This window comes from Moraxella atlantae NBRC 14588 (assembly GCF_001591265.1).
Classification (GTDB): domain Bacteria; phylum Pseudomonadota; class Gammaproteobacteria; order Pseudomonadales; family Moraxellaceae; genus Faucicola; species Faucicola atlantae.
On the sequence record NZ_BCUL01000014.1, the window covers coordinates 1 to 15,823 of the forward strand.

Below are 15,823 nucleotides of genomic sequence, written 5' to 3' on the forward strand. Positions count from 1 at the left end.
ATCATCGTGCACACTTGATAGCACGATAACGGCATGGGGAAGGCGTGATTTGACATCATCGGACAACGTACGCAATGCCCTACCGTCCATGTCACTGACTTGCGCCACCAACACGGTGTGACCGTTGAGCGTTTGTACATCATCTAGCAAGGTTTTGGCTTGCGCGCTTGCCAATTTTTGTTGTAAGCGTTCTAGCTGTTTTTCCAAATCACGTGTTTTATCGGCAAGTTGGCTGACACGCTCGGCGATTTCGGGGCGTTTGGCTTTTAGCTGGCTGGCAAGCTCGGACAGCTGCTGTTCACCTTGTTGGACGTACTTGACCGCGCCCATACCTGTCATCGCCTCGATACGGCGCACGCCTGCTGCAATGCCTTGCTCGCTGATGATTTTAAATAAGCCGATATCGCCCGTGCGCTGCACATGCAAACCACCGCACAGTTCAATCGAAAAAGGTCGCCCCTCGCTGTCGGTCGTACCCATGCTCAGCACACGCACGGTATCGCCGTATTTTTCACCAAACAATGCCATCGCGCCTTTGGCTTTGGCTTCATCCATCGTCAAAAGCTCAACCTTGGCTGGCTGATTGGCAAGGATTTGCTGATTGACCATGTTTTCAATCGTCATCAAGTCTTGCGCGCTCAACGGTTTGTCATACGAAAAATCAAAACGCAACAACTCGCTATTGACCAATGAGCCTTTTTGGGTCACATCATCGCCCAAATACTGGCGCAGTGCCGCGTGCAGCAGGTGGGTTGCTGAGTGGTTTTTGGCACTGGCAGCCCGAAGTTGGGTGGCTACAGCAGCGTGGCTGGGCTGGTTGACATCAATATGTCCCATCTTGACCACACCGTGATGGATGATGGCTTGCCCCGATTTTTTGGTATCCTGCACGGCAAACACGCCCGACGCGGTAGTAATGTCGCCCAATTCACCTGCTTGCCCACCACCTTCGGCATAAAATGGCGTTTTGGTCAGCACAATCACGCCTTCTTCGCCTTCGTTTAGGCGTTCGGTGGCTTTGCCATCGTGATACAACTGGCTGATTGTATCCTCGTCGCTGTTGGTGTCATAGCCCAAAAACTCAGTCGCGCTGTCCACTTGGATCAGCTGACTATAATCCATAGCAAATTTGCCAGCATCACGCGCGCGGTTGCGTTGCTCTTGCATGTGGGAGTCAAAACCTGCTTCATCAATCCCAATGCCTTTTTCACGCACAATATCAGCGGTCAAATCCGCAGGAAAGCCGTAGGTATCATACAGTTTAAACACCGTCTCGCCTGCAAGCGTCGCCCCCTCACCAAGCCCATCTAACGCCTGCTCAAGCAAACGCAAGCCTTGCGACAAGGTTTTGGCAAACTGCTGTTCTTCTTTTAAAATCGTTTGGCTGATATGCTCGCGGCGTTCGCGCAGCTCAGGATAAGCGTCGCCCATCACCTCGATCAGCGCAGGCAGCATCTGATAAAAAAACGCGTCCTGTGCACCCAGTTTATTACCATGGCGTACCGCACGGCGAATAATGCGCCGCAACACGTAGCCACGTCCCTCATTGCTTGGCATCACGCCATCAGCAATCAAAAACGCCACGGCACGAATATGGTCGGCAATCACCTTTAACGATGCTTGCTCCTCGTTGGCAATGCCTAAAATTTGTGCCGCTGCGTTCATCAAATGCACAAAAATGTCAATCTCATAATTGCTGTGCACGCCTTGCAAAATCGCGCTGATACGCTCAAGCCCCATGCCCGTATCGACACTTGGACGCGGTAGCGGCTGCATTGTGCCGTCTTTTTGGCGGTTGTACTGCATAAAGACGACGTTCCAAATCTCAATAAAACGATCGCCGTCCTCTTCAGGTGTACCTGGTAAGCCACCCCAAATGTGCTCGCCGTGGTCATAAAAAACCTCGGTACAAGGCCCACAAGGCCCTGTGTCGCCCATCATCCAAAAGTTATCGGATGCAAATGGTGCACCTTTGTTATCACCAATGCGGATAATGCGTTCAGGCGCAAGCCCAACCACGTTATGCCAAATATCAAACGCCTCATCATCGGTATGATAAATCGTGACATATAGCTTATCTTCGGGCAAATTCAGCCACTTAGGCGACGTCAAAAACTCCCACGCAAACGGAATAGCTTGCGCTTTAAAATAATCACCAAACGAAAAATTGCCCAACATCTCAAAAAACGTGTGGTGGCGTGCCGTGTAGCCAACGTTGTCCAAATCGTTGTGTTTACCACCTGCCCGCACGCATTTTTGCGCCGTCACCGCGCGTGTATAGTCGCGTTTTTCAAGCCCCAAAAACACATCTTTAAACTGGTTCATACCTGCATTGGTAAATAGCAGCGTTGGGTCATTGTGTGGCACCAAACTTGATGACGCGACATGCGTGTGCCCATGCTCAACAAAAAAATCAATATAGGCTTGACGAATTTGGGCGGAACTAAACGGCTGACTCATGGGTGCTCCCTGTTGCCTGTGTTGTGCCAAATTTTGCCCAAATCTGACCAACAATGCAGGTGATGTGTTACAACTTAATAAAAATTAAACAAAAACTGGCTAGTTCGAGGCTAAAAACTGGCTGATACAAGAGAATCAATAGGTCGATTTTGCTGGCTTACTGTCCTGTTAGGATCGTCTGTGGTATATGGCTTAGCTAAAGCGCGGCACGATTAATAATTTTAGCATAAAACTGTCGTCGGCTAGCAAGAATTTTGTGGACACTATCAATTAAAAATAATCCTTGCTATCGGTATGGAATTAGCGTATAACGTAGTTAAATAAATCAATAAAGCCAGTATGGTTTTAAGATTAATTTAACACATTATCTGTCATATAAATTGAGTAAAGTAAGCGCGATGCAGATAATGTGGTGGGCACTGACAGTAACTGATTTTCAATCAACCATCATTTTTCAATCAACCATCATTAAGCATGGTTAAAACAGCGTGGTTCAAAACGGATGGCTTAAACAGCCGTGGCAATAAACATAGGAGATAAGCTATGAACTGGCCGCTATTTGGTTTTGTATTTGGCATTGCAGCAACTGTGGTGATGGGTGTGTTGCTCACCGCTGCATTGGTACTTGGGTTTGATGCGGTTGCCCATGTGGTGGGGATGGTTTTAGTGGGCTTGGCGGCGTCATTGCCGATTAGCTATATCATCACCAAGCGTGTGGATGCCAAATGGCAACGGTTAGAAGCGTCTAAAACCGCGCCTTCTGGGCAAATCTAAAGCCGTTTTTGCTAGATTTACTAAAAAAGGCAAGCGCCATACTAGCTGGTGCTTGCTATCTGTTTCATTGGGCAAGTTTTTTGATGACGCCATGTAATCAACCATAACAACAAAAACTGCAACAACAACAAAAACCGCGACCAAAAACCATAACAAGGATGTTTTCAAAAGCGGTTTGTATTATAATCTGCCTAATTTATCTGATTTGACGCCCATTGATTTTAATAAACGTTTGTTTGCTAAATATGTGAGCCGCAGCCGAGTGCGCCACTTTTTTGCCTGATCCTTGCTCGCTCGATGAAAAGCTAAATATCATGAAAAGCCAAATATCAAAGGCTAACCATGACCTAGCAAAACCGCCGCTATCATAACCACAGGATATTTGTACGATGACCAGCCAACCAAATACGCAGATCAACTTACCCGCTGATTTTAGCGTCGAATACGCCGAAGATGAGCAAATGGCGGCGATGCAGCAGGCGTTTGCCGAGGCGCAAGTACAGCTACGCACGATTCGTGATTTTATCCGTTTTTGTGTCAGTCAGCTGCGCGCGCACGACGTGGTGGTGGCGCAAGGTACCAATGATGTGTTTGCTGAGGCTGCCGCGATTGTGCTACAAACGCTGTCGTTGGATTGGTCAGCCGATGAGCAGATTTTGGATTGTCGTTTGACCGATGGCGAAAAGGCAGAGATTTTAACCTTGCTCCAACGTCGTATCGTTGAGCGTAAGCCATTGAGTTACTTGATTAATTTGGCATACTTTTGTGATTTGCCGTTTTATGTCGATGAGCGTGTGTTGATTCCGCGCTCACCCATGGCAGAGCTGATTCGACAAGAGTTTTATCCGTACTTTGAAAGCAACGAATTGGTTGAGCGGCTGGCAGGCGAGCGTGTGCATACGGATTTGGCACACGATAGCGGCACAGAATTTTTTGAGCACGGGCTGTATGATAAGCATTTGGCGCAGCCTGAGCGTATGTTGGATTTGTGCACGGGGTCAGGCTGTATCGCTATTGCGCTGGCAAGCCGTTTTCCCGATGCTATGATTGACGCAAGCGACATTGATAAAGATGCGTTAGCGGTGGCGGCGGTAAACGTTGAGCATCATGACATTGCACACCAAGTGCAGCTGATTGAGTCAAATTTGTTTGCTAAAATCCCTGCTGAGCAGCAGTACGATTTGATCATCAGTAATCCGCCATATGTTGATGCCGCAACGATGGCAGACTTACCGCCCGAGTTTTTACATGAGCCAGACCACGCGCTGGCAGCAGGGCAAGATGGTTTGGATTTGGTGCACCAAATTTTGTACCACGCGCCCGACTACTTAAGCCGCGATGGTTTATTGGTCTGCGAGGTCGGCGATAGTGAATGGGCGTTGCGCCAAGCGTATCCTGATATTCAGTTTGATTGGCTGACTTTTGCTCACGGCGGGCATGGTGTGTTTGCGATTGACCGTGAAGAGCTTGTTGAATATCGTGAGTTGTTTGCTGAGTTTGTGCAGGATCTAAACGGCTAATTTTTAGTTTTTAGTGCTTGGGAATAATTTACAAACCTAGAAACCTAGAAACCTAGAAACCTAGAAACCTAGCCAAACAAAAAGCAAAATCTCATGCCGTTGTGTTTTGAACCTGACGGCATTTTTATCTATATTAAAGATGAGCTTTTGGGTTGTCCGTGGTTCAAAAATAAGTAGGAGAGGGGTACATGGCAGGTAACAGCATTGGACAATTATTTCGCGTGACAACCTGTGGCGAATCACATGGCGCAGCATTGCTGGCGATTGTCGATGGCGTGCCACCCGATTTAGCACTGACCGAAGCCGATTTACAACACGAACTTGACCGCCGCAAACCTGGTACGTCACGCTATACAACACAGCGCAAAGAAGCGGATGAGGTTGAGATTGTCTCAGGCGTGTTTGAGGGCAAAACCACAGGCACGCCGATTGGGCTGATCATCCGCAACACTGACCAAAAATCCAAAGATTACAGCGCGATTAAAGACACATTTCGCCCCAACCACGCCGATTATACGTATACGATGAAGTACGGCACGCGAGACTACCGCGGCGGTGGGCGATCATCGGCGCGAGAAACTGCCATGCGCGTGGCAGCAGGCGCGATTGCCAAAAAATATTTGCGCGAACGCTTGGGTATTGAGGTGCGCGGCTATGTCAGCCAAATTGGTGGCGTGGTAGCAGCATCAATGGATGAAAGCCAGATTGATTGGGCATTTGTCAATAGCAACGCGTTTTTTTGTGCCGATCCCAATGCTGTGCCCGAATTTGAGGCGTTGATTGATGAATGTCGCCGTCAAGGCACCAGTGTGGGCGCAAAAATCACCGTGCTTGCCACAGGCGTGCCCGTTGGCTTGGGCGAGCCTGTGTTTGATCGCTTGGATGCAGATATTGCCCATGCCATGATGGGTATTAACGCTGTCAAAGGTGTGGAAATTGGCGATGGCATGGCAGTTGCCGAGCAGTTTGGGCATTCATCGCGCGATGAGCTGACCCCACAAGGTTTTCGTGCCAATCATGCAGGCGGCATTTTGGGCGGTATATCATCGGGGCAAACCATTCGCGTGCAGATCGCGCTTAAACCAACCGCCAGTATCACCAATGCAGGGCGCAGCATTGATGTGCACGGACAAGCGGTTGATATGCTGACCAAAGGTCGCCATGACCCGTGCGTAGGCGTGCGCGCCACACCAATTGCTGAGTCAATGTTGGCGATCGTGCTGCTTGACCATTATTTGCGCCAACGTGGGCAAAACGCCGATATCACGCCGCCTCTTGCGCCGATTGCAGGCAGTATTGTTGCTGAGTAAACGGACGTAGGCAGACATCGTGGGAGTATTAAAAGCTTTGGTGGCAGAACCGCCCAATAATGACACTAACCAGATCTATCGCGTGTGGCAGCAAATGCTGTTGGCGCAGATGGGGGTTGGCGGCGGCATTGGCGGTTGGGTGGCGCAGCAGGCTGATGTGGTAGCGGTTGATTTGGCAGGACATTTTGCCGAGCCAAATCCACCGCTGATGGCTCAATCCAGCGCGGTCGGTGATGCGCCAGTCAGTAACGCGCTGAATAATACGCCGCCCGCTGCACCAGCCAATGACGCGCTAATTGCTTTGGCAACGCCCAACGCGCCTGATTTTGCGTTGCCGTCGGTTGTGCCAAACGGTGTGCCAAATTCTTTGCCGCACGCATCGTCTGTTCCTGCTGATAAGCCTGTTTTGGCAGCAGCGGCGTTATCCGCGCCTGCGTCAAGTTTAGCCCAACCTAAGCAAGCTGTTCTGCGTTTTAATCTACGAATCATCGCTTATCAGGGCTGGTGTATTGTTGCCGATGATGCCATTTTATGCCAAGACAGCCGCCAAGCCGAGCTGTGGGGCAAAATTGCCACAGGCTTGCATAGCCAGTCGCACTTATACACGTTTCCGTTGATAGATAACTTTGGTGATTTTCCGCCATCGTACGTGACGCGGATGTTATCGCAGCGCAACGCAATCGCATGTTTTAACGGATTTTGTCAATCTTTGCTGATGCGTACGCCGCGTTTGGGTGCACTGACTGCCTTGCCACCGTGTTTTGCGCATGAGCCGATCGAGCGTTTGCCGCAGCTGAGTCAGATGCTACAAAGCACCGATGCCAAGCGCGCGTTGTGGAACACATTAAACGAGACAGCCCAGTAAATGGTAAAAACGCATGTATGAAAATAAGCGTTTAAAATCAGCTAATTAATAGGCTGTTAAGCAATCGTCAAACCAATTTAGCCAATCTTTTGGCATGGCTTAGTCGGGCATAAGCATGGAATTTGCGCCACAAGTCTGCTATGCTTTAGCTTTATGTATCTTAGCCAATATGGGGAATTACCATGCCAACCTTTGACCAACGCGTTGCCAATTTTTGTGCAGGGCCTGCCAGTATGCCAAATGCCGTCATCGCGCGCGCGCAAGCCGAGCTGTCCAACTGGCACGGGTCGGGAATGTCGGTGATGGAGATGAGCCACCGTAGCGGCGCGTTCATTGAAATTGCGCGTCACGCCGAAGCAAGCCTGCGTCAGCTGATGGGGATTCCTGAAAATTATCGTGTGCTGTTCTTGCAAGGTGGCGGCAGCATGCAGTTTTCGGCCGTGCCATTGAATTTGTTGCATGGTCAAGCAGACTATCTGGATACGGGTATTTGGTCAGCAAAAGCCCTCAAAGAAGCCCAGCGTTATGCCGCAGCAGGGCTTGGTAACATCAACGTTGTCGCCTCAGGCAAGGCCAACGGCTACACGCGTGTGCCCGATCGTGCCGAGTGGCAGCTGTCGGACAATGCCAGTTATTTTCACTATTGCCCGAACGAAACCATCAACGGTGTCGCGCTGTATGGCGTGCCAGATGTACCAAGTGATGTGCCACTGGTCGCTGATATGTCATCATGTATTTTGTCTGAGCCGATCGATGTCAGCCGCTTTGGCGTGATTTATGCAGGTGCACAAAAAAACATCGGGCCATCGGGTTTGACGTTGGTCATCGTGCGTGAGGATTTGCTAGGACGTGCGCATGCGGTTTGTCCATCAGTGGTGAATTATAAGCAGCAAGCGGCAAATAATTCTATGCTCAACACACCACCAACGTTTGCATGGTATTTGGCAGGGCTGGTGTTTGATTGGTTGCTTGAGCAAGGTGGTGTTGAGGTGATTTATCAGCAGAACCTACAAAAAGCGCGGACGTTGTATGACTTCATCGACAGCAGTGACTTTTATCACAATGGCGTGGACAAAGACAATCGCTCGATCATGAATATTCCATTTACCCTTGCCGATTCTGAGCTTGATAAAGCATTTTTGCAAGCGGCAGATGCGGCAGGCTTTTTAAACCTCAAAGGTCATCGCACAGTCGGCGGTATGCGCGCCAGTATTTACAATGCCATCGACTTGCCAACCGTGCAGCGACTGGTTGAGTTTATGGCACAATTTGCCCAGCAGCACAGCAAATAGCGGTTGCTAACTTCGCTAACATTGGTCGTTTGTTGCCATGCCAAAGTTTGCTAGACAGGTCGTGGGTCTCAGCGTATTGGGATTGATAGGCGTGGCAGCGTTATACGCGCCATTGTCTGCCAAATCTGTGCAAGCCACCCCCATCACCGTCATGGCACTGGCACACAACAGCCAAGCTGATTTTAGCCATGCCGCGCATTTGCCATATGCCAACCCAAACGCGCCCAAAGGCGGTGTGCTGACCCAAGCGGCGATTGGTACGTTTGACAGCATGCAAAAATGGATTGATGTTGGCACGCCTGCGGCAGGTACGGATTATTTGTACGATACGTTGATGACAAGTTCGTTGTTTGAAGCGTTTGTCATGTACCCACAGCTTGCTGATAAAATCACCTATGACCCCGATGATGCCAGCTGGATTATTTACCACATCAATCCGCACGCCAAGTTTTGGGATGGCTCACCCGTCACCGCGCAGGATGTCAAAGCCAGTCTTGAGGCGGTCAGTCAGCGCGGTATCATGGCAATGCGTAGCTATTTGGCGGATATTGATCATATACAAGTGATTGATGACAAAACCGTTAAGTTTTATTTTAAAACCAAAGACAACCGTGAAATCGGGGTGTTGGTTGGGCAAATGCCGATTTGGCAAAAAGCGTCGATTGATGCCAGTTTTGACAAGGTGAGTTTAACGCCGCTGATGGGTAGCGGTGCGTATCGCTTGGGTAAAATCGAGCCTGGGCGCAGTGTGACCTATGTACGCGACCCAAACTATTGGGGCGCAAAACCTGAAGCAGGCGTGATGGCAAATGTCGGGCGTTACAACTTTGACACCATTAAGTTTGTGTATTACCAAAATCCTGAAGTTGCGTTTGAGGGTTTTAAGGCAGGGCAATACCAGTTTCGCACCGAAAACAAGGCGCGAACATGGGCAACGGGCTATGACTTTCCTGCTGTCAAGGCAGGCTTGGTGATCAAAGAAGCCGCTGAAAATTACAACCCTGTGCCGATGCAAGGCATCGTCATGAACTTGCGCCGTCCGCTGTTTGCTGATATCCGCGTGCGTGAGGCGCTGACCTTGGCGTATGATTTTGAATGGCTCAATAAAACCATGTTTTATGGGCAATACGAACGCCTACAAAGCTATTTTCATCACTCCGAGCTTGCAGCCACAGGCACCCCGAGCGCGGCAGAGCTTGCGGTGTTGCAGCCTTGGCTGGCAAGTTTTGACCCGATATATCGTCAAGCCGTGCTTGCCGATTGGCGCGCGCCTGTATCAGACGGTGGTGGCTTTAACCGCGCCAATCTACTCAAAGCGCGTCAGTTGCTGCTAGATGCAGGCTTTTTTTATCGCGATATGCACTTATACCAACCCAATGGGCAGCCTGCACAGGTTGAGTTTTTAAGCGCGGATGAAAAAAACGCACGAGTGATTTTGCCATTTTTGCGTAACCTTGAGCGGCTTGGCTTTACCACCACCTTGCGCCAAGTTGATATGCCGCAGTATCTTGAGCGTAAGCGCAAGTTTGATTATGATTTGATTGTGGATGTTTTTGGGCAAAGTTTATCACCTGGTGCCGAGCAGGTGTATATGTGGGGCAGCCAAGCGGCAGATGAAATCGGCAACCAAAACACAGCAGGCATCAAAAACCCTGCAATCGATGCGGTGATTGACAAGCTTATTCGCGCCGATAACCGTGATGATATTGTGCTATATACCCACGTGCTTGATCGTCTGCTACGCGCAGGTTACTACATTGTGCCCATGTATGGCAAACGCGCAGATAACTTGGCGTATTGGCAGCAATATCAACACGCAGCGTTGCCAAGCAATGGTGTTTCGCTGGATTATTGGTGGGTTGATCAAGCCAAACAAACCACCGTGCAGCAATATTTGGCGCGTTGATTGTTGTCGGTAAGTTGTGTGACAAGGACAAAAAACCGTATATTGTGCGCCTTATTGCTCAATCACCAAGCAAAGGTTTTAACAGACGGATAAATCGGTTAAAATTTTGTATCTAGCACAATGTTTATTCAAGATCATCAACGCTGATACCATGACAACCACACAATCTACCCAAAATACCGTTGCTTTAACCATCAAATATCTCACCGCTGCCGATTACCAAACTACCCATGACGCGATGCTTGCACGCACCCTAGCGCGTATCGCTGCCAAAGCCGACGGACAACTCACACCCGATGAATTGTGGATCGTTGAGCACAACGACGTGTACACGCTTGGGCAAGGGGGCAAAGAAGAGCACATTTTACAGCACAGTGACACGCCGATTATCCGTACCGATCGCGGCGGACAGGTGACATGGCATGGGCGTGGGCAGCTGGTCGGTTACTTTTTGTTTGACCTAAACCGCCTTGGCTGGAAGGTGCGAGATTTGGTTGATATTGCCGAACAGGTGTTGGTCGATACCGTCACGCCGTACCTTGCGCCCGACTATTACGCCAAACCGCGTGCCGATGCGCCAGGCGTGTACGTGTATCATACCGATGGGCACGAACTGGGCAAAATCGCCTCGCTGGGCTTTAAAATCAAGCACGGTTTTAGTTATCACGGTATTGGGCTGAATGTCAGTAATGATTTAACGCCGTTTAACCTTATCAACCCATGCGGCTATGCAGGCATGACTATGCTGCGTGTGGTGGATTTTGCCCCAACAAACCTTGAGCAAGTCGCACAGGATTTTATCACACAGGTGCAGCGTCGCCACATTTGCTATCAGTAATTAGCATTGAGTTTGTTTAAACTTCAAAATACGCTAAAATACCCAACGCAAACGAGAAATATTTTTTACAAAAATCTATCATCCAGTAAGATTGGCACAAAATTTGCAAAATAATTGAGTATTGATTAAGCCACCGCTGATTGTCTATTAGGTGGCGCTCATCGCAAAATTTTGCCAATCATCTGTGTGATGGCGCACAAAAAATGCTTGTTGACACTGGGTATGCTATGGCACTTCGACTACCTTCTAAAAAGATCACGGCGGCAACTGCACCACGAACCAAACCAGCGGCAGATCCAAGCCTGACCCAATCTAGCCAAACGCTGATTGATACCCAAGCAAGTTTGGCGGTACGTGGGTACGCGTCAAGCCGATTTTGGGCACTTGATGGGCGCATTGGGCGCGTGCATTATATTTTGGCAGCGTTTGCGATCAGCTTTGGTGTCGGGGTGGTGTGGTCTGTGCTGATTTGGGCGTTAGGTATCACTAGCCTGACGTGGATACTGTGCGCGGTGGCGGCTTTGTTGGCAGCGGCATTGACGATTGTCTATAACATGCGCCGTCTGCAGGATATCAACCAAAATAAATGGTTGGCGTTTTTGCTGTTTGTGCCCGTGTTAAATATGTTGTTGGTGTTGGTTTTGCTTGTCCTGCCAGGCACGCGAGGTGAAAACCGCTATGGCCTACCACCTGCACCGCCAAGTTTGGGTATGCAGATTGCAGCGGCGGCAATGGTTACTTTGGTGTTAGCGCAAGGCATATTGGGGGCGATTTTTCAGCAGCAAGTCATCAATGACATTGTAGCGCAAAATACAGTAGCGCAAAACACAGTGGCAGAAACCGCTGTCGCGCACACTGATTCAACACCCACGCCACCTGCTGACAATAAAAACGCGCCAACAGCAGAAGCGGCCTTAGCACCTGCTGATGAGCATTTAAACACCCAAACCATCGTCATCACAGGCGATCAACTGGCGAACAATGCCGCGCAAGCTGTAGCATCAGTACCTACACCTATCGAGGCAGACCTTGCACCGCCACCAACACAAAACCCTATGCAAGACAGCATTCAAAACAACTTACAAGATAACACGCAAACCGCGGCATCAGCGAGCATGTCGCAAGTGCGTGCCGCAAATGACCCTGCACCTGCGATTCAAGAGCCGCGCTTGATGCATCCGCCGACGCAAACACCGAGTACAGCGCCCAAGCCCAATGACGCGCAAAACAGCATGTCTTATGCCGATTTTGTACGCACCTCTGAAACGCCTGTATTTAGTGAGCCTGGGCAAAAGCGTTGAGTGGTATAACGATGATTTTTATTGGGGTATTTTGCTGGTTTATCATCGTTATTGTCAGATGAAATAAAATAATAATTACAAACACTATACCTTTTGTCAGCCAAAATTTCACAGCAAAAAAGCGATTTACCTACCAAAAAATTAGCTTTTGGCTGACAATTTTTGTACGTTTTAACTGACAAATTAAGTAGTTTTTGGCTGACAAAAAGCTTTGGTTATTGGCTTGCCAAAAAAAATATTTTGACTTTTGCCGACAAATCGCTATGATGAAAAGGCAGCCAGTTAGTTAAACCCTGTTAGCAAAACATTGTTAATACAACATCGTTAGCAAAACCCGAGTGCCAACCAACCCTGCAAGCGTGATGATTAACCAGTCAAAAGGAACAAACGGATGGATAGCCAATCTGTACTTGCAACGTTACAACAACGTTATGCCAATGAGCCTGAATTCGTACAGGCGGTCGAAGAGTTTTTGTTGGACGTCGCGCCTGTATATGACGAAAACGCCACTTACCAAGCGTTGTCATTGCTTGAGCGCATGACCGAGCCTGACCGTATTTTTCAATTCCGCATCAACTGGGAAGATGACCAAGGCAATGTGCAAGTCAATCGCGGTTGGCGCGTGCAATTTAACAATGCCATTGGCCCATACAAAGGCGGCTTGCGTTTTCACCCAAGCGTGAGCGTATCGGTATTAAAATTCTTGGGCTTTGAGCAAATCTTTAAAAACGCCTTGACAGGCCTGCCCATGGGCGGCGGTAAAGGTGGTTCAGACTTTGACCCTAAAGGCAAATCTGACGCAGAGATCCGCCGTTTTTGCTATGCTTTTATGCGTGAACTGGGGCATCATATCGGCGCAGACGTGGACGTGCCAGCTGGCGACATTGGTGTCGGCGGACGCGAAGTCAATTACATGTTTGCCATGTACAAAAACATGACGCGTGAATTTACAGGCGTATTGACAGGTAAAGGCGTGGGACACGGCGGTAGCTTGATCCGCACTGAGGCGACAGGCTTTGGTTTGGTATACTTTTTAGAACGTATGCTAGAAGCCAACAACGACAGTATGCAAGGCAAAAAAGTGCTGATTTCAGGCTCAGGCAACGTGGCGCAATACGCGGCAGAAAAAGTCATTGAATTGGGCGGTGTGGTCTTGACTTTATCGGATTCAAAAGGCACGCTACACATCAAAGACGGCCTAACTCAAGAGCAGCTTGAATGGGTCAAACTGCAAAAACTTGACCGCAAACCACTCAGTGACTTTACCGCAAAATTTGGCGGTGAATGGTTGGACGGACAACGCCCATGGCACATTGCTGCCGATATCGCCTTGCCTTGTGCAACGCAAAATGAAATCAACGGCGACGACGCGAAAAATCTAGTTAAAAATGGTGTCAAATACGTGGCTGAAGGCGCGAATATGCCAAGCGACATGGATGCCATCAACGTATTCCAAGACAATCAAGTGCGCTATGCCCCTGGTAAAGCAGCCAATGCAGGTGGGGTCGCGGTATCAGGGCTTGAGATGTCACAAAACTCGCTGCGCCAGTATCATACCTTTGAAACGCTAGACCAACAGCTTAAGCAAATCATGACCAATATTCATGACACGTGCGTGCAGTATGGCAAGCAAGACGATGGCTTCATCGATTACAAAAAAGGCGCTAACGTGGCAGGCTTCACCATCGTTGCCAATGCTATGGTAAATTACGGTACGTTGTAATGCGCTCGTAGACCATCTACAAACGTAAACAAACAAAAAAACGGCTACTTTTAGGGTAGCCGTTTTTTCATGGCAAAATAAATAATTGTACGAAAAAAGCCTTGAATTTCTACAAGGCTTTTGATTGATCAAAGGTATTAAAATTAATGACGGAAATGGCGCATACCTGTAAATACCATGGCGATACCGTGCTCATCAGCGGCGGCGATGGTTTCATCATCGCGCATAGAGCCACCTGGTTGGATAATCGCCTTGATACCCACGGCGGCGGCGTTGTCGATGCCATCGCGGAATGGGAAAAATGCATCCGATGCCATCACCGCACCGACTGGTGACAAGCCTGCGTGTTTCGCTTTAATGGCGGCAATGCGTGCCGAATTCACGCGGCTCATTTGTCCTGCGCCGATACCAATCGTGCGTCCATCTTTGGCATACACGATAGCATTGGATTTGACGTATTTTGCCACTTGCCATGTGAACAGCAAATCCGCCAGTTGTTCAGCGGTAGGCTGCACTTGGGTGACAACGTTTAGGTCAGCCAAATCCACGCGTCCCAAGTCTTGCACTTGCACCAATAAACCGCCTGTCACGCGTTTGTAGTCCAGCTGTTCATGGCGGGCATGAGGTGTAGGCAGCGCGCCGCAGACCAACACGCGCACGTTTTTCTTGCTTGCAGTGATGTCGAGCACGCCATCTGCCACGCTTGGCGCGATGATGACTTCAACAAACTGCTGGTCGATGATGGCTTTGGCGGTCGCGATGTCAAGTTCACGGTTAAATGCGATGATACCGCCAAACGCAGATTCGGGATCAGTAGCGAAGGCTTTTTGGTACGCGGCGGTCAAATTGCTATCCACCGCAACACCGCAAGGATTGGCGTGTTTGACAATCACGCAAGCAGGTGCATCAAAGCACTTGACGCATTCAAGCGCGGCATCTGTATCGGCGATGTTATTATAAGACAGTTCTTTGCCTTGTAGTTGGCGCGCGGTTGAGATGCTGGCTTCAGGCGCGGTATTGGCTTCGATATAGAACGCTGCGGTTTGGTGTGGATTTTCGCCGTAGCGCAGGTCTTGCTGTTTGTTGAATTGCAAATTGAGCGTGCGTGGGTAAGTGGTCGGCGCATCAAAACCTTGTAAACGGTTGCCCAAAAAGTTGGCAATCATACCGTCATATTGCGCGGTATGTTCAAAAGCTTTAACCGCCAAATCAAAACGTGTTGCATCGCTTAGTTGTCCGTGCTCGCGGATTTCTGCCAACACCGTGTCATAATCGGCAGGGTTGGTGACGATACCAACATGCGCGTGGTTTTTGGCGGCAGCGCGTACCATGCTTGGACCACCGATGTCGATGTTTTCAATCGCATCGGCTTTGCTGACATCGGGACGCGCCACAGTTTGGGCAAATGGGTACAGATTGACAACGACCAAATCAATACGTGCGATCCCATGCTGCGCCATTACGTCATCATCCACACCGCGCCGACCCAAAATGCCGCCGTGAATCTTCGGGTGTAAAGTCTTAACGCGCCCGTCCATCATCTCGGCAAAGCCTGTGTAATCGGCAACTTCGGTTACAGGCACGTGATGTTGTGCCAGTAGTTTGTAAGTACCGCCCGTTGAGAGCAGCGCGTAGCCTTGTGTGACCAGCCCTTGCGCCAGCTCAACAATGCCCGTTTTATCCGATACCGACAACAGCGCGTGCGGTTGGCTCATGATATCCCCCTTGGTTGTTTGGTGAATGATTTTTGGCTAAACCGTTTTTTAATGCGATGGTTTTTGGGTTCGGCGATATATTGGCAACATGAAAAACACTTACCCGATCAGCAAAACGC

General features: G+C 49.3%; 11 protein-coding genes. 9 read left to right on the forward strand and 2 right to left on the reverse strand.

Annotated features, from left to right (window positions below):
• Positions 1 to 2,460, reverse strand: a 2,460-nt coding sequence (gene alaS, locus MA2_RS08090) for an alanine--tRNA ligase (protein WP_067058702.1), incomplete at its 3' end; no start/stop codon positions are given.
• Positions 2,461 to 3,003: 543 nt separating this feature from the next.
• Here alaS and MA2_RS08095 point away from each other — a divergent pair.
• The 9 genes from MA2_RS08095 to gdhA all read left to right on the forward strand — a co-directional run bounded on the left by MA2_RS08095 (position 3,004) and on the right by gdhA (position 13,989).
• Positions 3,004 to 3,234, forward strand: a complete 231-nt coding sequence (locus MA2_RS08095; protein WP_067058704.1) for a hypothetical protein — start codon at positions 3,004 to 3,006, stop codon at positions 3,232 to 3,234.
• A 461-nt stretch (positions 3,235 to 3,695) separates the two neighbouring features.
• Complete coding sequence (gene prmB, locus MA2_RS08100; protein WP_245945373.1) at positions 3,696 to 4,754, forward strand: 50S ribosomal protein L3 N(5)-glutamine methyltransferase; 1,059 nt, start codon at positions 3,696 to 3,698, stop codon at positions 4,752 to 4,754.
• A gap of 188 nt (positions 4,755 to 4,942) precedes the next feature.
• On the forward strand, positions 4,943 to 6,064 hold the full coding sequence (gene aroC, locus MA2_RS08105; protein ID WP_067058708.1) for a chorismate synthase: 1,122 nt from the start codon (positions 4,943 to 4,945) through the stop codon (positions 6,062 to 6,064).
• A gap of 19 nt (positions 6,065 to 6,083) precedes the next feature.
• Positions 6,084 to 6,929, forward strand: coding sequence for a hypothetical protein (locus MA2_RS08110; protein ID WP_079352203.1), 846 nt, complete (start codon positions 6,084 to 6,086; stop codon positions 6,927 to 6,929).
• 182 nt (positions 6,930 to 7,111) lie between these two features.
• Entirely contained in the window at positions 7,112 to 8,221 is a 1,110-nt protein-coding gene (gene serC / locus MA2_RS08115; RefSeq protein ID WP_067058712.1) for a 3-phosphoserine/phosphohydroxythreonine transaminase, read from the forward strand.
• 37 nt (positions 8,222 to 8,258) lie between these two features.
• Positions 8,259 to 10,127 (forward strand): extracellular solute-binding protein, encoded by a 1,869-nt coding sequence (locus tag MA2_RS08120; RefSeq protein WP_067058714.1) that lies wholly within the window; start codon positions 8,259 to 8,261, stop codon positions 10,125 to 10,127.
• Positions 10,128 to 10,278: 151 nt separating this feature from the next.
• Positions 10,279 to 10,965, forward strand: coding sequence for a lipoyl(octanoyl) transferase LipB (gene lipB / locus MA2_RS08125; protein WP_067058748.1), 687 nt, complete (start codon positions 10,279 to 10,281; stop codon positions 10,963 to 10,965).
• A 227-nt stretch (positions 10,966 to 11,192) separates the two neighbouring features.
• On the forward strand, positions 11,193 to 12,266 hold the full coding sequence (locus tag MA2_RS08130) for a DUF805 domain-containing protein (protein WP_158080608.1): 1,074 nt from the start codon (positions 11,193 to 11,195) through the stop codon (positions 12,264 to 12,266).
• 391 nt (positions 12,267 to 12,657) lie between these two features.
• The gene (gene gdhA / locus MA2_RS08135; RefSeq protein WP_067058717.1) at positions 12,658 to 13,989 is read left to right on the forward strand and encodes an NADP-specific glutamate dehydrogenase; all 1,332 of its coding nucleotides are present in this window, start codon (positions 12,658 to 12,660) and stop codon (positions 13,987 to 13,989) included.
• 143 nt (positions 13,990 to 14,132) lie between these two features.
• Here gdhA and purH read toward each other — a convergent pair whose 3' ends face one another.
• Complete coding sequence (gene purH, locus MA2_RS08140) at positions 14,133 to 15,704, reverse strand: bifunctional phosphoribosylaminoimidazolecarboxamide formyltransferase/IMP cyclohydrolase (protein WP_067058719.1); 1,572 nt, start codon at positions 15,702 to 15,704, stop codon at positions 14,133 to 14,135.
• Positions 15,705 to 15,823 lie beyond the last annotated feature (119 nt).